Source organism: Massilia glaciei, from assembly GCF_003011895.2.
GTDB lineage: Bacteria > Pseudomonadota > Gammaproteobacteria > Burkholderiales > Burkholderiaceae_D > Telluria_A > Telluria_A glaciei.
Genome location: NZ_PXWF02000015.1, coordinates 1 through 22146 on the forward strand (window position 1 = coordinate 1; position 22146 = coordinate 22146).

A 22146-nucleotide genomic window follows, 5' to 3' on the forward strand; every position below is an offset into this window, starting at 1 on the left:
GGTCAGTTTTCGGTCGGCCTCAACAGTGTCACCTTATCTGGACTGAGCAGGTACGTATACTCAAGGAAGTGCACGGTATCGTTTGGTATACCCCGCGTGAAATGAACCCAGGAACTTGCTTTAACTAAACGATTGCCCAACTGGCTTTGGAATTTTTGGAATTGTTCGTGGAATTTTGGAGGGGATTGGACGGGAAGTACGGGAAGTCCTCATAGGGAGGCGAACCCCGCAGTCCCCCTGAAATCCCCGCATCCCTAGGCTAATACCCTATCTGGGGTTCGAATCCCCATCTCTCCGCCAAAGACAGTAAACCCTTGAAATTCAAGGGTTTTTTTTCGTCTGGCTCATTTTTTCAGCTCATCTATATTTAGGGGTTTTCTAGTTTTGGGCTCACTTTGGGATTATTGTCGCACCGCATCATCGAGATTCGAGGTGGGCAACGACTAAATCCTCCTGGTAGGACGAACTTGGAGGAGAACGAACTTGGCCGTTTCCACTGAACCTTCTCGGGTTGATATCGTCCCATGGGTTCGACTTCAGCCGTCCGTCTCTGAAAACCTAAGTCGAACGGGCCAGCTCGGCCATACGCTGGCCTGCAATGCGACTCGCTTAGTCTTATACATAGCGCAGTAGCTCGACAGCTTGTTCAGCCTTCTCAGCCGCTCGCTCGGCGCGGTCAGCCTCTCCAAGGGCAAGTCCATCGGCCGCGTATGCGTGCAGTTGCTCCACAAGGGAGTCAAGTGGTTCAAGACCTTCAGGAGCAAAAACATTCAGCATCAAACCCCTGGCGCGTGCCGGATCTTTGGGGCCGCCTGCGCCAAACGACATCATAGTTGCCAAGTCCAACTTGGCGCGTGCATGGCCCCTTCTGGTGGCGTCTTCGAAATAGGGGTCAGCCAGGGCCGCATCCCGGCATCATTGCGCCAGTTGATCCCCTGCCTTTTGGTACAGTTGCCCGGCCTCGGCATGTTCGATTTTCGGATCCATAGTTCTCCTCTTGGCCAGGCACAGCGCCTGCCCCTTTTAGTGGCAAAGCCTGCTCATAACTGGAAGCGGATGTGACGTAGTGAATTTCCTATCCTTCTGTAATCTTGTGCCGGCATGATGATGCTCCATTTCATTCGTTATGTGATCGTTGCTGGCCGTTTAAAAAGCACGCGTGCAAGCGCGCGGCGCCGCTGATGTTTTTAACAGATGTTGATCAAAACCGATCAGCGCACGCACGCAAAACGCGCTTGAAATGCATTTCTCACAGTCGCCTGCGGCGTCTGCCGTTCAATGTTGCGGGCGCCGGCGCCGGCACCGCGAACACCTGATCGCCGGCGACGACGTACAGGCGCTCAGCGACAGTTTGCTCGACCGGATGACCGCCGGTGAAGGCGCCAAACGACGGCAGCACCGAGCAATGTTCGCCGATGACGAAACACGGCAGGCGTGCGGTGTCGCCGGCGGCGGCCAGCCGATGCACCGGATGCACGTGACCGGCCACCACGTGGCCGAGCGCGCTTAGTTGCGGATGATGACAGAACGCGAACGGGCCGATCACATGCGGCTCGTCGACCACCGCGATCTCCAGTCCGGGGTGCGGATCGCCGGCGCGATCATCATGATTGCCCCGCACCAGCGTTAGCTGCAGGGCTCGATGGCGGCCGCGCCAGGCCGTGATCGCGGCCAGTGTCGCCACCGCATGCGAGGTTTTTGCATGCAGGAAGTCGCCCAGAAACAAGATGTGATCGATCGTATGCGCCGCCATCAAGGCGTCGAGCATGGCCAGATTCTGCGTCGTGGTGCCCGCTGGTACCGGCACGCCGAGCGCGCGAAACGCCGCCGCCTTGCCGAAATGGATATCGGCCACCACCAGCAGGCGCTGCGCCGGCCACACCATGGCGCGTTGCGCCAGCAGCAGGGTTTCGTTGGCGCAGATGATCTCCATCGGATTCAGATGCTCGCCGCTTTTTCGAGTTCGCGCACCATGCGCGCAACCCGGTCCGAGAGTTTTTCGGTGCTCAGTTTTTCCCGCAGGCGCTCGATCATCAGCGGGAACGCGAATGGCGTCGCCCTGGCAGTGACATAAAAAGCCCGCTGGCGACCTTGCAAGGCGACCAGTGTGTCGCGCAGGCGGCCGATTTCCAGTTCCTGCTCCAGCACTTCGCGCCTGGCCTGCCCCAGCAGCAGGTTGTCCGCATCATGCTGGCGAAAGACCTCGAAAAACAAACCCGACGACGCCTGCAACTGGCGCGTGCTCTTCGGTTGCCCCGGAAAGCCCTGGAAAACCAGGCCGGCAATACGGGCAATTTCCCTGAAGCGCCGTTGCGACAGCTCGCCCGCATTCAGGCTCGCCAGCACATCTTCCAGCAGGTCGTCGGTGGCCAGCAGGTCGCTGCCATCCGGTGCCGTTTGTGTCGACTGCGTCGGCTGCGCCAGCAGCGCCTGCCAGTCTATGGCCGTGGGCGACAGCAGCTCGAAGCCGTAATCGTTGACCGCAATCGAAAACGTGGTCGGTGTGCGCCGCGCCAGCCGGTAGGCCATCAGCGACGCCAGACCGACATGTACTGCCCGTCCGGCAAAGGGATAGACAAACAGGTGACAGCCTTCACGGCTGGTGGTGGTCTCGAGCACCAGTCGCTGTGCGGTGGGCAGGCCGGACCAGCGCTGCTGCAGTTCCAGCAAGGGCTTAACGGCCTGCATCTCGGCGCCAAGGTAGCGGCCCGCGGCGGCTTCACCGAGGCGCTCGAGGACCGCGTGCCCGAGCTCTGACGACAGCGGCATCTTGCCACCCTGCCAGCGCGGCACGGTACCCTTGTTGCCAGTGGCGCTCTTGACGTAGGCATTCATTTCATGCAGCCGGACGAATTCCAGGCGGCGTCCGCCAAACAGGAAATGGTCACCCTTCTGCATGCGTGAGATGAACGATTCCTCAACCGTGCCAATGGTCCCGCCAGAGAGATATTTCACCTGCACCGAAGCGTCCGAGACGATGGTGCCGATGCTCATGCGGTGCCGGCGGCCGAGTGCTGCGTCCGGCACCCGGTAGACGCCTTCGGCATCCATTAGCACGCGCCGGTACTCCGGATACACCGTCAGGCTCTGGCCGCCACGGGCCACGAAGTCCAGCGCCCACTGCCACTCGTCCGGACGCAGATCGCGGTAGGACCAGGCGCTGCGCACTTCGGCGTACAGCGGCGCGGACGTAAAGCCGCCACCGAGCGCAATCGTCACCAGGTGCTGCACCAGCACATCGAGCGGCTGGTTTGGAATCGCCCGCGACTCGATGCGGCGCATAGCGATGGCCGTGCGGGCGCCGGCTGCTTCGAGCAGCTCCAGCGTATTGGTCGGCACCAGCGTCACGCGCGAAATCCGTCCCGGCGCATGGCCGCTGCGCCCGGCGCGTTGCAGCAGCCGCGCCACGCCCTTGGCGCTACCAATCTGCAGCACCCGCTCGACCGGCAGGAAGTCGACCCCCAGATCGAGGCTGGAGGTGCAGATCACGGCCTTTAAATGCCCCTGCTTGAGGCTGGCTTCAACCCATTCGCGCACCGACTTGTCGAGCGAGCCATGATGCAGCGCGATCAGTCCGGCCCAGTCGGGACGCGCTGCCAGCATCTGCTGGTACCAGATCTCGGCCTGCGCGCGGGTGTTGGTGAACACCAGCGTGCTCTGGTGCTGTTCGATCTCGTCTATTACCGGCTGCAGCATCTGCAGGCCGAGATGGCCGCTCCAGGGAAAGCGCGCCGGGTTGACCGGGATCAGGGTGTCGAACGCGATCTCTTTACGCGCCCCGCCTTCGACCAGCACCCCGGCATCCACGCCCAAGAGCGCATCCTGCGCCTGGCGCAAGTTACCCAGGGTGGCCGACAAGCCCCACACCACCAGTGCCGGTCGCCATTGGCGCAGGCGCGCCAACGCCAGCTGGGTCTGGACCCCACGCTTGCTGCCGATCAGTTCATGCCACTCGTCGACGATCACCATGTCGAGCCCCTTGCATTGCAGCGCGGCGTCAGCTTTCGACAGCAGCAGCGACAGGCTCTCCGGGGTCGTGATGAGTACCGCCGGCAGCAGCCGGGTCTGGCGCGCCCGCTCGGCCGACGAGGTGTCGCCGGTGCGCACGCCGACGCTCCAGTGCGGCATCAGGTCAGCAACCGGGCCCTGCAGCGCGCGCGCGGTGTCGGCGGCCAGCGCCCGCATCGGCGTGATCCACAGCACGCGCAGTCCAGCGCCGGCTTTTTTCTCCTGCGCTTGCAGGCGCTGGGCGCGCTGCAGCGCCGCGAACCAGACCGCGTAGGTTTTACCGGAGCCGGTGGTCGCATGCAGCAAGCCAGACTTGCCTTGCAGCGCAGCTTTCCAGACCGCGCGCTGGAACGGAAAGATCTTCCACTCGCGCACGGCGAACCAGGCGTCGGCGGTATCAGTCGCCGGAACAATTTCGGCCGCCGGCACGGCAGGCACCGCAGCGACCGGTGCCGGTGCTGCCGCGGCCGGGGTGCTGATCTGGGCCCGCAGCGAGCGCCGCCTCGGTTTCATGGCAATAACCCCTTGAGCATCTCGAGCGTATCGGCGTCCTCGACCGTCTTGTCCTCGCGCCGGCGCAGCATGCGTGGAAAACGCACCGCCACACCGGCCTTGTGCCGGCTCGAGGCGGCGATACCCTCGAAGCCGATCTCGAAGACCATGCTCGGCTTGACGCTGCGTACCGGACCGAATTTCTCGATCGTGGACTTGCGAATCACGGCATCGACGGCGACGATCTCGGCATCGGTCAAGCCCGAATAAGCCTTGGTGAACGGCACCAGCCGGCGCACGCCATCGGCGTCCGTGTCCCAGACCGCAAACGTGTAATCCGAGTAGAGCGAGGCTCGGCGGCCGTGGCCGCTCTGGGCGTAGATCAGTACGGCGTCGACGCTGTAGGGGTCGAGCTTCCACTTCCACCAGATGCCGACATCCTTGGTGCGGCCGACGCCATACTGGGCCATGACGGCCTTGAGCATCATCCCTTCGACGCCACGCTCGCGGGCGCTTTCGCGCAGCAGCGCCAGCGCATCCCAGTGCTCGGCCACGAGCACTGGTGAAAGCTTGAGCACCGGCAGATTGGCTTCGGCCACGACTTGTTCGAGCAGCGCGCGCCGCGCCGCCTGCGTCCTATCGCGTAAATCCTCGCCTTGATATTCGAGCAGATCGTAGGCCACCAGCACGGCCGGCAACTCGGCCATCAGTTTTACTGAAACGGTCTTGCGGCCGATACGTTTTTGTAAGTCGGCAAAGGAAGCCGGCGCCGCGTTTTTCCAGATCAGGATTTCGCCGTCAATGACGACACCATCGGGCAAGGCCAGTGCACCGAGTTCCGGAAAGCGCTCGCTGATCAGCTCTTCGCCGCGCGACCAGAGCCAGCACTGGCCGTCGCGCCGCACCAGCTGAGCGCGGATGCCGTCGTACTTCCATTCGGCCTGCCACAGGCCGATCCCGCCCAGGCTCGCCGGTTCGGCCTGCAATGGATGCGCCAGAAAGAATGGATACGGCTGGCCGCCACGGCTGGCGTGCTCCTGCGCCGACGGTGGCGCCGTCAGTTGCGCAAAGCGCTCTGCGGTTGGGCTCGTCTTACCATCAGTCCAGCCCAGCAGACGTTGGGCGATGAGCTTACTGTCGACATCGGCCACCACGCCCAGAGCGCGCGTGACCAGCAGTTTCGAGACCCCGACCCTAAAGCCGCCACCGATCAACTTGACCAGCAGGAAGCGCTCGGGCGCAGCCAGCATGTTCCAGAATTGCGGCAGCGCCGCCGCGATCACCTCGGGCGCCGCGCCACGCAGCGGCGCTATGCGCTCGGTCATCCAGCAGGCCAGGCCAATGTCGCTGCTGGCACCGTACTCGAGCGGCGGTGGCAGGATCAGGGAAATGGTTTCTGCCAGGTCGCCGACGGCCTGATAGCACTCGTCGAACAGCCAGGCATCGATGCCGCTGCAACTGAGCGCGCTCTCGCGCAGCAGCCGGGTCGGCACCGCCTGGCGCGGCTTGCCCCCCGCCAGAAAATACACGGCCCAGGCAGCGTCGACCGCTGGAGCCGTACGGAAATAATCTTGCATGGCCTCGAGCTTGCGGTTGGTCGAGGTCGTGCCGTCGAGCGCGGCGTAAAGGCGGGCAAATTCACGCATCGGTGGCTGCTGCCTCTGGCGACGACGCTGCTGGTGGCGCTGGTGCCACATCCTCGTGCTGGTCGTCGCCGCCGTATTCGGTCTCGAAGGCGCCGGCGTCGAGCCCGTTTTGCGTCAGCCAGCGCACCATGGTCGGGATCTGGCCGTGCGTGACGATGACCCGCTTCGCTTCGGAGTCCTTGATCGCCTGCATCAGGCCCGGCCAGTCGGCATGGTCCGACAAGACGAAACCGCGATCGACGTTGCGGCGCCGGCGCGCACCGCGCACCTGCATCCAGCCACTGGCAAAGGCATCACTGTAGTCGCCGAAGCGCTTGATCCACGGTGTGCCTGCAGCCGACGGCGGCGCGATCACCAGCGCCCGGCCCAGCAGCGCCTTGTCGGTCACCGCGGCGGCCGTCAGGGTCCGCGGCAGTGCCACGCCCTGTTCACGATAGACGCGGTTCAATGGTTCGGCCGCACCGTGACAGATGATCGGTCCGATGTCCGGATCGAGTCCGTGCAGGATGCGCTGCGCCTTGCCGAATGAATAACAGAACAGCACGCTGCTGCGCCCGTTGGCCGCATTCGCGCGCCACCAGTCATTGATCTCGGCATAGATGACCGCCTGCGGCTGCCAGCGGTAGATCGGCATGCCGAAGGTTGACTCGGTGATGAAGGTGTCGCAACGCACCGGCTCGAAGGCAGCGCAGGTGTCGTCGGACTCGACCTTGTAGTCGCCCGAGGCGACCCAGACTTCGCCACGGTATTGCAGCCGCACTTGGGCCGAGCCCAGGACGTGGCCGGCCGGATGCAGCGAAATCGTCACGCCGTTGTGGGTCACCGTCTGGCCGTAGTCGAGGGCCTCGAGCGTGATGGCGCCCAGGCGCGCGCGCAGGATGCCGGCGCCGGGCGCCGCCGCCAGGTAATGCTGATGGCCGGTGCGGGCGTGGTCGGCATGACCATGCGTGATCACGGCACGCTCGACCGGGCGCCACGGGTCGATGTAGAACTGACCCGGCACGCAATACAGGCCGGCACGGCGGACCACCACCAGGTCGCTCATGCCGGACCTGATCGAAAACTGGGCGGGGTTAAATTCATAGCCGAAGGGTAGCAGTAATCGCCGTGCACCGCAGGCGCCGCCAGCACACAGAGCGCCCATGTGAGCCGGTTATAAATTATTTTTCAGGCAACAAAGCATTCTCACGAATGAAATAACCAGTTTTCGCTCATGGGTAGTCAGGCTACAAATCAGTCGAGCCATCGACACGTGCGGCGCCCGCGAGGAAGCGAGAAATTGCTCGACGTTATTAGGCGCAGTGGCTTCTCTGATGACATGCTGCCCATCCCCCTTTAATTTGCGTCGCCATTAGACTTAGTAACAAGAAAATAGTTAATAGCTTGCCATATTTCCTCCGCTGTTGTAGGCCCGCATATTCATTGTCGAATGTGCAATCCTGGGGGAAATTGCGTCTACTCAAGGAACGGCGTGTGGTGCTGGCGGTCGCGTGTCAGCAGACAGGCGTTGGCCGGGCGCGACAGGCCATTTTCGCTTCATTCCCCCTATGGAAGAGGGCGGCGCGCACGATGGCGGCGAGCATCCAAAATCGGCCCGATCAGGATGGTGGTGGGCCAGACAGGTGCCCGGGGTGTCGTCCCGGCAAACGACACAACGGCGGGAATCAGCGGGAGGCCGCGATGCCGCGAATCGCGCGCGCCACTTTGCCGGGATCGGCCAAGAGTTGGGATAGAATAATGACTATTTGTTGATAGTCGAAACGTGGCCGCCCTCACTTCGGCGACGTCGTTTCTGGCCCCGGTGTGATTGCCGTAATGGCGCCGCCAAACCCGCTCCATTCTGAGGTTCAGGAAGAAGCGCTCAGCAACGGCATTGTCACAGCAGTTACCCTTTCTGCTCATGCTTCAACCGAAGCCATGCTCGGCCAGCAGATCCTGGTAGATCTCGCTGGCATAGTCCATGAAACCCGGGTGCCTCACACCGACCCTCTGGCCCTTGCAAGGCTAAGCTAACCCTCAAAGTCCACGCATCATTTTTTCGCCGCCTTAGTCGACTTGGCTGCCTTCGCAGGCGGTGCTTTTTTCCGCTTGACCGGCACATCCTTTTCGCCCGGATCCAACAAGAGCAGCGCATCAACGTAAGACACAAAGCGACCCAGGTAATCCGGCGAGATTTCCTGCATCATGGCCAGCGAGCGCAGTATCAGCATGTGGGAATTGATCGGGCCGGCATTTTTCGGGGCCTGTTGGATGGCCAGTGACAGCTGTTTGTCGACGCTCATCCTGGCCCAGGTGGCGCGTGATTCGCGGACGGTCTTCAGTTCGAGGTTTGGGGATCCGGCCACGGTTGTCCTCGATGTTGCTTGATGCGCGGGCGGATGCCCCGGACCACCGGCCAAGGCCGGTTCGAGTTGCGATACCAGCCCAGTCAATGCCGCGCATTGCTCGCGCGCATCCAGCGTGGCCCGGAAATACCGCAACCCTTTGAAATCGCTGGCCGCAAACAGTCGCTGCAGCTCGTCGGCCGCTTGTGGATGCTTCTCGCAAGTCGTCGCAAGAAGCTCGGCCGCAGCGGCGCGCGCCTGCGCGAATCGCTCGGCAAATGAGGCCGCCGCCCGCTCGAGCTTGGCCTCCAGCATGCGCCGCACGCTCCCTTCATGCACCTCCGCGCGCCGTGCCAACGTGTCGAGATAGTGCCAACCTGCAGCATCGAAGCGTTCGCCGCCCTGAGACCTCATGCTTGCAAGTAGTGCATCAAGGCGCGATTGCGGCACGGTCTGCTCGGAATCCAAGGCCGGAACAGCGACGTCACGCATCGGAAGGCGCTTTGGCAGGAGCGGACTTGGGTACCGGCGCCATCTCCACCCGCCGGTTCTGCGCGCGCGCGGCGTCATCGGTGTTCGGTTTCACCGGCTGCTCGGAACCGAATGCGGCGGCAAACACCATCGACGAAGGCATCCCTTGCTCGACCAGCGTGCGCGTGACCGTCAACGCGCGCTGTGCCGACAGTTCCCAGTTATCCGTAAACGGACCGTTGCGGATCGCCTTGTCGTCGGTAAAGCCACTGACCATCAACATCTCGTCGCGCGCGGTGAGATAGGCGCGCAGCGGTCCCACCAAGCTGCTCAGCAACTGACGGCCATCCGGCTGCAACTGGTCCGAATTTTGGGCGAACAGTACCTGGCCACTAATGCCGATGCGGCCATTGTTGAGGGTGATGCGGCCGCTCGCCAGCGGAACCGCCAAGGCTTTCTCGAGCGTCAGGCGGCGCTGTTCTTCGGCCTGCCGCTTCTTCACTTCTTCCTGCAGGCTGGTGGTCAACTCCATCTGCAGGCCAACCACCGCCACCAGCAGCAGCACGAATGCGCCCAGCAGGCCCGACATCAGGTCGCCAAAAACCGCCCAGACCGGCGCACTGGCTTCGGATGCGTCCAGTTCCTCCATCATCTACTTTCGTCCGCCAGCATGGCAGGCAGCTGGCGCAACTCTTCGACGATCGACTTTTGCGAACTCATGGAGAGGTCGATGATCTCGCGCGCCTGTGCGACGTAGTAGGCCAGTTGCCCATCACTGCGCGTCATCGATTTGTCGAGTGCGACCTCGATGCGGTCGAGGTTGGATCCGAGTTTTTCATTCGCGACATTGAAGGAGTGCACCGCCACGCCAAACGCGTCCGCCAGGCTGGCCACATCCACCGCGCTGCTGGTGACGTTGGCGGCAATCTCGGCAAGCTTGCCTGACTCGCCGGCGATGTTCGCGGAGAACGCGGTGCTGGCGGCATCGAGCTTCACGGACGACGAGGCCACCAGCGAGTCGATCACCGTGCGCTGCTCGTGCGACGCATGGTTGATGGCGTCCAGCAGCCCATTCAGGGTTTCCATGATGCGGCCGCGCTCTTCCAGCAGAGCATTGTCGCGCGCCACGCTGTGGGAGATTTCCTGGCGCAGCTGGCCGATCACTTCGGCGGCTGCGCGCGGGGCCTCGGCGGCGGTTTCGATCAAACGCGTGATCGGTTGTTCCAGCGCGGTGCCCAGCGTTGTCAGGTGCGTGGTGACGGCCGATTGCAGTTCTCCCAGGTGCGCCACCGCCGCGTCGCCACGCGCGGCCTCCTGCTCGCGCAGCGCGCCCAGTTCGGCCCGCAGCAGGCCGGCCAGCTGGTCCATGCGCTCGCGGTGCTGGTCGAGCCACTGCGCTTCGGCGGCGATTCGCGAGCGCATCAAGTCTTCGGCCGTGGTGACCAGGCGCGCGGTGTCGGCCCGCGACTTGTCCGCGTCGGCCTGGACTTGATTGGCAAGTTCCTGCACGGCGTGCGTGACGGCGGTGCAAATTTCCCGCTGCCGGGCGAGCATCTGGGTGCCGCTTTCCTGCAATTCGCGACTGAGCGTTGCCGCCATTGCCTCCAGCGACTGCGTCCATGCCTGCTGGCGCTGCGCATCCTGCGCTGCCTGCCCGGCCTGCAGGCCGGTGTACGCGTCGCCGACCGTGGCGACCAGTGCGCCTGCGCGTTGGTCGAACGAGGCGCTGAACGCTTCCAGGGAACGCCCCATGTCGGTGGCGAGGCTGTGGTTGGCGTGTTTCTGGCTGTCGAGCGCGGCGTTCCAGGTCTCGGCGACGCTGGCGGTGGCGACGCTGAAGCGATCGGCCAGGCCGTCGAGCTGATGCTGCACGGTGCCGGCAGTGCGCTCGTGCATGGCTATCGCTTCCTGCGCGATGCCATGCATCGCCGCTTCGAATACCGGCCTGATGCTCTCGCCGGCCGCCTGCGCGCTGCCTGCCAGGCTTTCACGCAGCGATGTGTCGACGGAACGCGCGAGCGCCGTGTAAGCCTCGCTTGCACTGCTGTGGAACTGTTCTTGATTGGCGAGCAAGCGTTGGTTCAGCTGCCCGCTCATCGCTTCGATTTGCAGCATCATTGCCTGCAGCTTGTCGACCACTTGCGGCAGGGCCTCGGACTGCAACTGCAGCGCCCGGAAAGTTTGCTCGCGCTGACGGGCATGCGAGAAGCAGCTCAGCACAGTGGCGGCCTTGGCATCGAGGAGCTGGCCCGCCTGCATCCGCTCGCGACGGCAGAGCGCGGACATCAGGCCCAGCACCGCCGAGGCCGCCACACCGGCGACCGAGGTGCCGAAAGCGAGGCCGAGGCCCTTTACCGGCACTGCCAATGCCGAGCGCATCGCTTCCAGGTCGGCAGTTTTTTCCAGGGTGAAGACTGCTCCCTTGAATGTGACGACCATCCCGAGGAAGGTGCCGAGCATTCCCAGCATGACCAGCAAGCCGACCAGATAGGGCGTCAGGGAAGGGCCGGGCAGGGCGGCACGCTCGCCCTCGATACGCAGGCGCACGGGATGCTGCAGCGAACCGTCCACGCCGGACAATAGGCGGGTCAAGTCCGGGAGGTCGTCCGGGATCGCGTGCAAGGCCATCGTGAGGCTGGCCGTTGCCTGCCGGAAGCGGTGCAGCTCGAGGGCGCCGGCAAGATACACGGCGAAGATCAACGCCGTCATCGCCAGTGCCAGGACGCTGGAATCGATGAAGCCTAAGCCGACCCAGATGACCGTGAACGCGCCTGTGAAGAAGGCAAGGTTGAACAGATGTTTATTCATGGTCTTTTTGTTGATTGAATGCTTCCAGGAGTCCTGCGCTTGGCTGCAAGCGCAGTTCAGCTTCGGCCAGCAGCAGCGTTTGCAGGGTCTGGCAGAAGCGGGCCAGCCAGCCGCCGGGATGCATCCAGGACGCTGGATTGTCGGGTTGGCCGCTTGCGGCGAGCTGTTCCTGATGCGCGGCGTACTGGGCATCGAAGCGTTTTTGCAGTAGCCGCGGCACCCTGGCCAGCAGCCGGCTTTCACGCTCGCGCAAGAATTTTTCCATCACGACGTCGAGTTCGGCCAGCTTCCTGAGGCGGGGCGAGGCCTGGGCCAGCGCGGCGCGCAGGTTCACGCGCAGCGGCTCGACGCTCAGCTCCATGTCGCGCTGGTGCGCTTCGTAGAAGCGCCGGTAGGGTGCATACGATACCTCCGGCTCGAGCGGCAGCGGTAGCTTGATGGCCGTATTGCCGCCCGTGGGCGCGCAGCTTTTCGTGATCGAATTGACCATGAACGCGCGTATCCGCTCGAATTCGGCAACCAGGCGCGCGCCAGTTGCTTCACGCAGCGCCGGACTCTGCGCCGGCACCTTGGCCATGCCGCTCTCCAGCACGGACGATAGGGCGATCGCGTCGGTAAAGTGCATCCACTGTCCCAGCTCGTCCGCAAAGTCACCCGCCGGCTCGGCGCCTTCCAACAGGTCGAGCTCAGCAAGGCAGCGGATGAGTTGGGAACTATGGAAATTTGGACGAGGAAGGTCGCGCGTCATGGCGCAGGCAGTGAGGATCGAAACGGAGGCAGGTGTCTGGATGCAGACGCCAACACGCGGGCTGTTGCCTTATTTCTAGGAAATAGAGCCCCCGGATTATATCGACTACGAGGGGGAAACTCAAATGCGTCGGGCCTCATTAGTGGGCAACACCCAAACCAACGACCACGCCGACCGGTTCGTCCCTGTTGTAGTTACAAGCCGGGCGGCGGGTTGACACCACCGGCCAGCCCGGCGCATGATGTTCATTCCCAACTTTGTCTACAGCGGTCACAAGCCGCTTTTTTTGTGTCTTTACCGTCTGAAATCCAGCCTCCAAAGGACTTACCGTGAAACGATACTTGCTTAGCACCCTGACCCTCAGCCTGATGGCGGCCTTCGCCACCGCCACGCCCACCTCGGGCATCGAGATGCAATACGTCGATCCCTCCGTACGGGTCCAGGATGACTTTTTCGGCTACGTGAACGGCAAGTGGCTCAAGACGACCGAGATTCCCGCAGACAAGCCAAGCTACGGCACCGGCGCCATGGTGAACGACGCTATCCAGCCACAGGTGCGCGCCATCATCGAAGCGGCCCGCGACGACAAGAAGGCGGGGCCGGAAGCACGCAAGATCGGCGACATGTACGCCAGCTATATGGATGAAGCCAAGCGCGCGCAGCTGGGCTACAAGCCGCTGGCAGGCGAACTGGCCAAGATCCGCGGCATGAAGGACAAGAAAGCGTTGCCGGCCCTGATGTCGCGGCTGTCGATGATCGGCGTGGCGACGCCTTTCGGCATGCGCGTCGGCCAGGATGCGCGCGAATCGACCCGCTATGCGGCCTACCTCGGCCAGCGCGGACTGGGCCTGCCCGACCGCGATTACTACCTCAAGGACGAGGCGCGCATGGTCGATATCCGCGCCAAGTACCTCAAGCATATGGAAACCATTCTCGGCATGGTTGGCCGCGCGGACGCGGCCAAGGCCGCCGCCGACATCATGGCGTTCGAGACTGAACTGGCCAAGGTGCAATGGTCCCGGGTCGAAAACCGCGACCCCGTCAAGCGCTACAACAAGATGACCATCGCCAAGCTTGCCGAAACGGCCCCCGGGTTCGACTGGAAGGCCGCGGCCGACGCCGCCGGCATGGGCAAGGCCGACTATGTGATTGTTGCCCAGCCAACCTATATGACCGGCATGAGCCGCGCCATCGACCAAGCCGAGCTGGCGACGCTCAAGTCCTACCTGGAATGGCAACTGGTGCGCGCCTATGCCCCCTACCTGTCGAAGCCTTTCGTCGACGAAAACTTCGCTTTCTACAGGACCACGCTCAACGGCGTCGCCCAGAACCTGCCGCTGTGGAAGCGGGCGGTGGCCGGTGTCGAAGACGCGCTGGGCGAAGCGGTGGGCAAGCAGTATGTCACCCAGCATTTCCCGGCCGAGCGCAAGGCGCGCATGGACACGCTGGTAAAGAACCTGGTCGAAGCATACCGTCAGAGCATCGAGACGCTCGAGTGGATGGGGCCCGAGACCAAGAAGGAAGCGCAGGCCAAGCTGGCCAAGTTCACGCCCAAGATCGGCTATCCGAACAAATGGCGCGACTATACGACCCTGGCCATCAAGCCGAACGACCTGGTCGGCAACATGATGCGCGCCAGCACCTTCGACTACAAGCGCGGCCTGGCCAAGCTGGGCAAGCCGATCGACCGCGAAGAGTGGGGCATGACGCCGCAAACGGTCAACGCCTACTACAGCTCGACCATGAACGAGATCGTGTTCCCGGCCGCGATCCTGCAGCCGCCATATTTCGACATGCGCGCCGACGACGCGGTGAACTACGGCGCCATTGGCGCGGTGATCGGCCACGAAATCGGGCACGGCTTCGACGACTCGGGCAGCCAGTCCGACGGCGACGGCAACCTGCGCGACTGGTGGACTGCGCAAGACCGCGCCAGGTTCAAGGAGCGCACCCAGATGCTGGTCAAGCAGTACAGCGCCTATTCGCCATTGCCGGGCTATAACGTCAATGGCCAGCTGGGCCTGGGCGAGAACATCGGCGACAATTCCGGCATCTTCATCGCGCACAAGGCGTACCAGATTTCGCTGGGTGGCAAGCCGGCTCCGGTGATCGATGGCCTCACCGGCGACCAGCGCTTCTTCATGGGCTGGGCGCAGGTGTGGCGCATCAAGATGCGGGATGAGGCGATGATCAACCAGCTCAAGGTCGGTCCGCATTCGCCGGGCATGTACCGCGCCAGCGGCGCGGTGATCAACCATCCGGCCTTCCACGAGGCGTTCGGGATCAAGGAAGGCGACAAGATGTACGTGGCGCCGAAGGACCGCGTGTCGATCTGGTAAGCGAGCGCGCTTTGCCAGGCGCCCGAGGGCTCAATTGCGCATCGCGCGCAATTGAGCCCTGTGTGTTTCCAGGCGCTTGATTGATTCCAGGGGCGCATGCAAAGCCCTATTTACGGAGCTCCCCAAACGATTCAGGCACACCCTTCAGCCCCAGCACGCGCCAGCTTTTGCCATCGGGTTCGAGCTGCTTTACCTCGTTCTGTTGATACCCATAGATCGCGCCGTCAAGCCCTGCAACCAGCGACGAGGAGTCAACCTTGGCCGCCGTGATGACGACGCGATTGGGGTTGCTGTCGAGTGCCTCGCACAGTTGTTTTTCGTTGCGTTGGCGGGTTTCGCATGTCATCAACAGCGTATTGTTCCGGATCGCCCACATCTGGAGATTGACTGGCTTGATCTTCGACGCGTTTCCCGAGATCGGTTCCCAGCGTTGCCCTCGGTCCCGGCTCATGTAGAGCTTGTGTACGGACGGGGCGTTCGAGTTGTCATCCTTCGGGATGATCATGGTATTGAGGTAGACGACGCCATTGCTGCCGACATGCAATTGACCGAGGTATTCGTTGGCTGAAAACTGCTTCCGAACCCGCCGTTCAGTCCAGCGCTCGCCAGCGCCGCTTCTGTAATACAGGCGGCCATTGTGACCGATCTCATACTCATGCTGCTTATTTGCTGCTTGGTAGTAAGTGGTTGCCCTGCAGAACAAGGGATGCGTGCGTGGAATGGGGTGACGCACGCGGGGCGGATGCCAGGTGCGACCCTGGTCGATGCTGGCTTCCTCGCCATGTTGTGAGCAACCGTGGAGCGTGCCATCGTCGCCGATCCACTCAAGCTCATGCGGTTCCCGTTTCGTCCAGCTTGCTCCTCGGTCTAGCGAAACAAAGAGCCCATCATAGGCAACGGCGTAGACTTCTTTACGAGTGGCGATCACGCGGCGGGTTTCCCTTACGTTGAGTACATGCTTCCATGTGGTTTCCGCAGGACCTTTGCGGAATATGCCGTGCGAATGCTGCAAGAGCAACTCGCCGTTGGGCAGGGCGACCAAGCCGACGATGTAATGGGTCGGCGCTGGAGGCGCTATCGCATGTGTGGAAGGCGCACCAAGTATTAGAATAAGTGTGCACAGGAAGGCGCGTGGAGTCATAAATATCCGATATAGGTTTTTCTGCGCGTGAACTTAAGGATAGGCAGTGCCCATTTCATGGGGCGTTCCTCTGTTGTCAGGATGCGGGACGACCCTGTATGCGTAGTTAAACGGCCGGTTTCGGCAAACGGGGTTAAAAAAATACGCTAACGGCGAGCAGCTTAGTTTTACGCCGCAACGGACCCTGCGTGCCAACCGAGACGAGATCAAGATACTCAAGCATCAAGCATCAAGCATCAAGCAGCGCGCTCGACGCACTGCCGTTGCGGTTGAACTTGCAAACCCGCCCTAGAAAACCGCGCGCCCCCAATTATCGCTCTTCACCTGCGGCCATCCCTTGGCCGCCGTGAATAAGTCGCCGGTCAGCTCGGCGGCGGTTTTCAGCGTGGGCATCGGCTGCTTCATCGCCTTGGCCAGCAGCTCGAAATCGGTCGCGAGCACCGCGAAATCGAGGTAGTCGCGGGCACCGAGTTTTTGCAGCGTGTAGAGCGTCGCATCGGCGATCTGCTGGACGTTGAAGAGATGTTCGGCGCCAAACGGGATGCGCTGCGAAAGCATGCGCGTCTTGACCCCTCCGGTTTGGACGTGGTTTGCAGCGCCCTCAGATCCCCACTGTGCCAAACTGCCCCTTTCTTCCGTGTATCGTGAAATGAAATTTCATGATGTGAATCCCAACTGTCTTTTCTGCGATATCATTGCAGTCCAGAGCGGTCGAATGGCCGACCCAAAGATTTCGTGCCGACCGCAAGACGGGCGGCCGGATATTTTCCCAATATCGCGAATCATCCATTCGCCAGAACCGAGCAAAAGCCCATGAGCAGTGATCAAACCATCATTTACACGTTGACTGACGAGGCGCCGCTGTTGGCGACCCACGCCTTCCTGCCGGTTGTCACGGCGTTCGCCAAGCCGGCCGGCATCCGCATCGAAGCGAGCGACATTTCGGTCGCGGCACGCATCCTGGCCGCCTTCCCGGAAAATCTCACCGCCGAGCAGCGCGTGACCGACTCGATGATCGAACTGGGCAAGCTGACGCTGCGGCCCGAGGCGAACATCATCAAGCTGCCGAACATCAGCGCATCCGTGTCGCAGTTGCGGGCGGCCATCAAGGAACTGCAGGACAAGGGCTACGCCATTCCCGACTACCCGGAAGATCCCGAAAACGACGAGCAAAAGGCCATCAAGGTGCGCTACGGCAGTTGCATCGGCTCGTCCGTGAATCCGGTCCTGCGTGAGGGAAACTCCGACCGCCGCGCCCCGCGCGCGGTCAAAGAGGCGGCCAAGAAGAGCCCCCATTCGATGGGTGAATGGTCGCAGGCGTCGCGCACCCACGTGTCCCACATGACCAGCGGTGACTTCTACCATGGCGAAAAATCGATGACCATCAGCGGCGCGCGCGACGTGAAGATGGAACTGATCACCAAGAGCGGCAAGACGATCGTCCTGAAACAGAAGGTCGCGCTGCTCGACGGAGAGATCATCGATTCGATGTTCATGAGCCGCAAGGCGCTGCTGGCGTTCTACGAGGCGCAGATCGAAGACGCGCACAAGACCGGCGTGCTGTTCTCGCTGCACGTCAAGGCCACCATGATGAAGGTGTCGCACCCGATCGTCTTCGGCCACTGCGTGCGCATGTTCTACAAGGAGGCGTTCGAGAAGCACCAGGAACTGTTCGACAGCCTGGACGTGAACGTCAACAACGGCATGGCCGACCTGCACAGCAAGATCGCCACCCTGCCGGCATCGCAGCGCGATGAAATCGTGCGCGACCTGCACGCCTGCCAGGAACACCGCCCGGCGCTGGCCATGGTCGATTCGGCCAAGGGCATCACCAACTTTCATTCGCCCAACGACGTGATCGTCGACGCATCCATGCCGGCCATGATCCGCGCCGGGGGCAAGATGTACGGCGCCGACGGACGCCTCAAGGAAGTCAAGGCGGTCATCCCGGAGAGCACCTTCGCCCGGATCTACCAGGAAATCATCAACTTTTGCAAATGGCATGGCGCGTTCGACCCGAGCACCATGGGCACGGTGCCTAACGTGGGCCTGATGGCCCAGAAGGCCGAGGAATATGGCTCGCACGACAAGACGTTCGAAATGCCGGAAGACGGCGTCGCCAACATCACCGACCTGGCCAGCGGCGAAGTGCTGCTGACCCAGAACGTCGAGCAGGGCGACATCTGGCGCATGTGCCAGGTCAAGGATGCGCCGATCCGCGACTGGGTCAAGCTGGCCGTCACGCGCGCGCGCAACTCGGGCATGCCTGCCGTGTTCTGGCTCGACCCGTACCGTCCGCACGAAAACGAGCTGATTAAGAAAGTCAACACCTACCTGAAAGACCACGACACGGACGGCCTGGAAATCCGGATCATGTCGCAAGTGCGCGCCATGCGCTACACGCTCGAGCGCGTCAGCCGCGGCCTCGACACCATCTCGGTGACCGGCAACATCCTGCGCGACTACCTGACCGACCTGTTCCCGATCCTGGAGCTGGGCACCAGCGCCAAGATGTTGTCGATCGTTCCGCTGATGGCCGGCGGCGGCATGTACGAAACGGGCGCCGGCGGCTCGGCCCCCAAGCACGTGCAACAGCTGGTGGAGGAGAATCACCTGCGCTGGGATTCACTGGGCGAATTTTTGGCGCTGGCGGTGAGCTTCGAAGACATGGGACTGAAGACCGGCAACAAGAAGGCCACGGTCCTGGCCAACACGCTCGACGCGGCCACCGGCTCGCTGCTCGACAAGCGCAAGTCGCCGTCGCCGAAAACCGGCGAACTCGACAACCGGGGCAGCCAGTTCTACCTGTCGCTGTTCTGGGCGCAGGAACTTGCCGCGCAGACGGACGATGCCGAATTGGCCGCGCACTTCGCGCCGCTGGCCAAGTCGCTGGCCGACAATGAGCAAAAAATCGTTGCCGAGATGCTCGAAGTGCAGGGCAAGGCGGTGGACGTGGGCGGTTACTACAAGCTCGACGAAGCCAAGGTGACGGCGGTCATGCGCCCGAGCGCGACCTTCAATGCGGCGGTGCAGGCATTGGGCGCTTAAGGGGGCGGGGACGGGCGATTCATCGTCCGTCTGCGGGCCGGCCTTTGCAAGGGCCGGTTCCCAGTGTCAGCAACATGTGAAAAGGCCGCCCCCGGGCGGCCTTTTCGCATTTGTTTCATTGAGCAGGGGAGCGCGCGTGCACGCCGGCTTTTGGCGTGCCGCGGTCGCGCCGCGAACGCGCTTACTACTTGCTGTTCTTAACCGCGGCCACCAATTGCTTGGTCGCCTCGGCCGGCGATTTGTCCGAGTTGAAGAACTTGCTCACCACATCCGTCACGGCCGTCTTGACCGGCCCCGGCATGGCATGCCCTTGGGCATAGCTGCCCACCATGGTGCCGGCCTTTAAAGCCTGCTTCAGGTCGGACATCGATTTTTTGCCGCAGTCGTCGAACCGGTCCATCGACACGTCCGTGCGCGCCGGCACCGAACCCTTGACCATATTGAACTTTTCCTGGAAGCCCTTGTCCATCACCGCGCTGGCGAACTCGGCCTGGCCCTCCGTCCGTTTGTCGCTTCCCTTCAAGATCGCAAACTGGTCGGCAATGAAGATGAAGGTGCCATCGGTGCCCGGATACTGGAAGCACAGGTAATCGACATTGGGCTTCATGTTGCCTTTGGCAAATTCCCCCTTGGCCCAGTCGCCCATGATCTGCATCGCGGCCTTCTTGTGGTAGACCATCGACGTGGCCACGTTCCAATTGCGGCCCGGGAAATTCGGGTCGACCATCGTGCGCAGCTTTTGCATCTGCGCGAAGGCCTGTTCCATCGTCTTGCTGCCCAGCGCCACCGGATCGAGGTCGACCATGGCTTGCTTGTAGAATTTGGGGCCACCTGCCGACATCACGGCGCTGTCGAAGATGATCGCTTCCTGCCACGGCTGGCCGCCGTGCGCGAGCGGAATGTAGCCGGCCTTGCGGATCTTTTCGGCATGCGCGACCAGCGCGTCGAAGGTCTTCGGCACGGGCAGCTTGAGTTCGTCGAAGATGGCCTTGTTGGCCCAGATCCAGTTGGTGCGGTGGATGTTGACCGGCGCCGCCACCCACTTCCCCTTGTGCTTGGAGAATTTTTGCAGCGGCAGGGGCACCACCTTGTCCCAGCCTTCTTTGTTGGCCACCGCGTCCACGTTTCCGAGCAAGCCTTCCTCGGCGTAGTCGGTGATGGTAAAGCCGAGCATCTGCATCGCGTCGGGCGAATTGCCCGACGCGGCACGCGAGCGCAGCTTGGCCGGCGGCGGCTCGCCGCCGCCGGCGATCGCGCTATCCTTCCAGATGAATCCACGCTTGACGACGTCATCCTTCAGTATCTTGAGCGCGGCCGCTTCGCCGCCGGAGGTCCACCAGTGCACCACCTCCACCGATTTGTCCTCCTGCGCATATGAAACGCCAGTCGCGCCCAAGGCGCACAGCAAGGCCGCCAACTTTATTTTTTTGTTGATGCTCATCGTTCATCTCCTCCAGAAAATCACATAAAAGGCTTGTCATCAAGCTCGAGTGCGGTCTGTCCAGTGCCGGCGATCGCTTATTTTTGTTATCGCCCTCAACGCTGCCCTTGCGCAGGCCCCCCACAAAACAACGTGGATTTCCGGTCAGAGGCTGAGAGTTTTTCGAGCGTGCCCGAGCAGCCCGCCAGAAAGCGGCAGATCGAGGCGCAAAGCACAGCCATAGCGGGCTATGGCGAGCATTTGCAACGAGGAACTGGCGCTTTCTGGCGTGATGGGCGGGCATGATCGAAAGACTCTCAGCCTCTCAGTTGTGGTGCGGTCAGCGCTGGTCCCCTTCAACTGGTCCCCTTCGGCTGGTCCCCTTCATTATGGCGCTCGCCCTCAGCGGCCCGCCCCTGTCGAATCTGGCCTAGTCGTTGCTCGCGCTCTGCCAAGTATCGCCTGGATGAATATACTTGTTATTCCCGGTTTCGTCACTTATGCTTACCGTTGGCTAAAGAACGGCATTTCCGGAAAACAGATAGCACATCCTACGCAAGGCGATGCCATGTTCTGTCTCATATCGAAACGTACGCCGCTACGCTGGTTGTTCAACTGCGTGGTGGCCTGCTTTTGCCTGAATGCGTCGCCGGCCTGGGCGACGCTGCATGTCATCTATCCCCGCATGGACGAACGCGCCGCGGATGACTATGGATTCAAGGTGCTGGAGCTCGCGTTGTCCAAGTCCGGCATCCCCTATTCGCTCACCGTGTCGAAGTTGAAAATGAATCAGGAGCGTGCCGGATCGATGTTGGAGCAAGGTGTCATTTCGGTATGGGATGCGGGCGCCAGCGCTGAACTCGAAACACGCTACAAGGCCGTCAATTTCCCCATCGACCGAGGGCTCAGCGGCTATCGCTTGTTTCTGATAAATAAAGAACAGCTTGGCGATTTTGCAAAGATTCGGACCCTCGGGGCGTTAAAGAATAAACGTGCGGGCCAAGGGCCCGGGTGGGGCGATACGAAAATCCTCAATGGCGCCGGCATCCATGTCAGGACGGCGGAATTTGAACCGCTGTTCCGGCTGCTCAATGCCAAGCGCATCGACTTCTTTCCGCTGGGAGCGGAAGAAATATTTACGCTGTTGGAGCGGCACAGGGGCGCGAGCCCGGACCTCGTCGTTGAGCCGGACCTGGCCTTGCATTACCCGTTCGCCAGGCTATTCTTCGTCAGGAAGGGGAACATGCGGCTGCACGATGCTATTCATTCCGGATTGGTCAATGCCTTCGCCGATGGAAGCTTTCAACGGTTGTTGGAATCGGATAAAAAATTTCATGATGGAGTGAGCCGCGCCAAGCTGCGGACCCGCACCATCTTCATGCTGGACAATGCCAACCTCACCAGGGCGTTTCGTCTGATGCCGAAGGAGTATTTTTATACCCCATAGCGGAAAGCCGATGTATAAACGCGTGCCTACGGCCGCGACAGCCAGATGCACGAACGCCCGAATTCACGTCGCCGTCATGGCAGCACCGGCGCTCGGCTCCACCTTCGCCGCCGCCCTTTTCAGCAAGGTCGGCATTCCCAAGCAGTTGTGGCGGGCGGGCTCTAAAACGCCCCTTCAGCCATGACAATTTTCCGGCGAACCGGCGCAGCGTCCACTTCCGGCGTCGCAACTGGGCAGGCGCTGGCCCGTGGACT

15 protein-coding genes and 1 pseudogene are annotated in these 22146 nt (G+C 62.2%); 4 read left to right on the forward strand and 12 right to left on the reverse strand.

Translation table 11 applies throughout. From position 1 onward, the window contains the following. Positions 1–642 precede the first annotated feature (642 nt). The gene (locus C7C56_RS27835; protein ID WP_146204214.1) at positions 643–1062 is read left to right on the forward strand and encodes a hypothetical protein; all 420 of its coding nucleotides are present in this window, start codon (positions 643–645) and stop codon (positions 1060–1062) included. 187 nt (positions 1063–1249) lie between these two features. Here C7C56_RS27835 and pdeM read toward each other — a convergent pair whose 3' ends face one another. From pdeM to C7C56_RS00675, 9 genes and pseudogenes are all read right to left on the reverse strand, one after another. Beyond that, positions 1250–1933, reverse strand: a complete 684-nt coding sequence (pdeM, locus tag C7C56_RS00635; protein WP_106755574.1) for a ligase-associated DNA damage response endonuclease PdeM — start codon at positions 1931–1933, stop codon at positions 1250–1252. Between the two features lie 5 nt (positions 1934–1938). Further along, on the reverse strand, positions 1939–4521 hold the full coding sequence (locus C7C56_RS00640; RefSeq protein WP_106755575.1) for a ligase-associated DNA damage response DEXH box helicase: 2583 nt from the start codon (positions 4519–4521) through the stop codon (positions 1939–1941). After that, entirely contained in the window at positions 4518–6146 is a 1629-nt protein-coding gene (locus C7C56_RS00645) for an ATP-dependent DNA ligase (RefSeq protein ID WP_106755576.1), read from the reverse strand. The genes C7C56_RS00640 and C7C56_RS00645 overlap by 4 nt, the downstream gene beginning before the upstream one ends. Further along, positions 6139–7191, reverse strand: coding sequence for a ligase-associated DNA damage response exonuclease (locus tag C7C56_RS00650; protein ID WP_106755577.1), 1053 nt, complete (start codon positions 7189–7191; stop codon positions 6139–6141). The genes C7C56_RS00645 and C7C56_RS00650 overlap by 8 nt, the downstream gene beginning before the upstream one ends. Positions 7192–7928: 737 nt before the next feature. Further along, positions 7929–8051, reverse strand: a pseudogene (locus tag C7C56_RS30625) (IS3-like element ISKpn18 family transposase); the annotation flags it as partial. A 125-nt stretch (positions 8052–8176) separates the two neighbouring features. After that, positions 8177–8962 carry a DUF2894 domain-containing protein gene (locus C7C56_RS00660; RefSeq protein ID WP_181372961.1) on the reverse strand — a complete coding sequence of 262 codons (786 nt, stop codon included), beginning with the start codon at positions 8960–8962 and terminating at the stop codon, positions 8177–8179. Beyond that, positions 8955–9590 carry an OmpA family protein gene (locus tag C7C56_RS00665; protein WP_106755579.1) on the reverse strand — a complete coding sequence of 212 codons (636 nt, stop codon included), beginning with the start codon at positions 9588–9590 and terminating at the stop codon, positions 8955–8957. Before C7C56_RS00665 ends, C7C56_RS00660 begins: the two co-directional genes overlap by 8 nt. Beyond that, entirely contained in the window at positions 9590–11749 is a 2160-nt protein-coding gene (locus C7C56_RS00670) for a DUF802 domain-containing protein (protein ID WP_106755580.1), read from the reverse strand. The genes C7C56_RS00665 and C7C56_RS00670 overlap by 1 nt, the downstream gene beginning before the upstream one ends. Beyond that, a complete protein-coding gene (locus C7C56_RS00675; RefSeq protein WP_106755581.1) occupies positions 11742–12497 on the reverse strand; it encodes a DUF3348 family protein in 756 nt (251 codons plus the stop codon). Before C7C56_RS00675 ends, C7C56_RS00670 begins: the two co-directional genes overlap by 8 nt. 329 nt (positions 12498–12826) lie before the next feature. Here C7C56_RS00675 and C7C56_RS00680 point away from each other — a divergent pair, with 329 nt between their 5' ends. Beyond that, on the forward strand, positions 12827–14836 hold the full coding sequence (locus C7C56_RS00680) for a M13 family metallopeptidase (protein ID WP_106755582.1): 2010 nt from the start codon (positions 12827–12829) through the stop codon (positions 14834–14836). Positions 14837–14942: 106 nt separating this feature from the next. Here C7C56_RS00680 and C7C56_RS27840 read toward each other — a convergent pair whose 3' ends face one another. Together C7C56_RS27840 and C7C56_RS00690 are read right to left on the reverse strand one after the other, a co-directional pair. After that, complete coding sequence (locus tag C7C56_RS27840; protein WP_146204215.1) at positions 14943–15977, reverse strand: beta propeller repeat protein; 1035 nt, start codon at positions 15975–15977, stop codon at positions 14943–14945. A 288-nt stretch (positions 15978–16265) separates the two neighbouring features. Beyond that, positions 16266–16535, reverse strand: a complete 270-nt coding sequence (locus tag C7C56_RS00690; protein ID WP_106755584.1) for a hypothetical protein — start codon at positions 16533–16535, stop codon at positions 16266–16268. A gap of 255 nt (positions 16536–16790) precedes the next feature. Here C7C56_RS00690 and C7C56_RS00695 point away from each other — a divergent pair, with 255 nt between their 5' ends. Beyond that, positions 16791–19025 carry an NADP-dependent isocitrate dehydrogenase gene (locus tag C7C56_RS00695; protein ID WP_106755585.1) on the forward strand — a complete coding sequence of 745 codons (2235 nt, stop codon included), beginning with the start codon at positions 16791–16793 and terminating at the stop codon, positions 19023–19025. A 184-nt stretch (positions 19026–19209) separates the two neighbouring features. On the opposite strand, the gene C7C56_RS00700 is transcribed toward C7C56_RS00695, so the two are convergent. Then, the gene (locus C7C56_RS00700; protein ID WP_106755586.1) at positions 19210–20466 is read right to left on the reverse strand and encodes an ABC transporter substrate-binding protein; all 1257 of its coding nucleotides are present in this window, start codon (positions 20464–20466) and stop codon (positions 19210–19212) included. A gap of 547 nt (positions 20467–21013) precedes the next feature. Between C7C56_RS00700 and C7C56_RS00705 the strand changes: the two genes are divergently transcribed. After that, positions 21014–21892, forward strand: a complete 879-nt coding sequence (locus C7C56_RS00705; RefSeq protein ID WP_146204216.1) for a transporter substrate-binding domain-containing protein — start codon at positions 21014–21016, stop codon at positions 21890–21892. Positions 21893–22146: the final 254 nt, after the last annotated feature.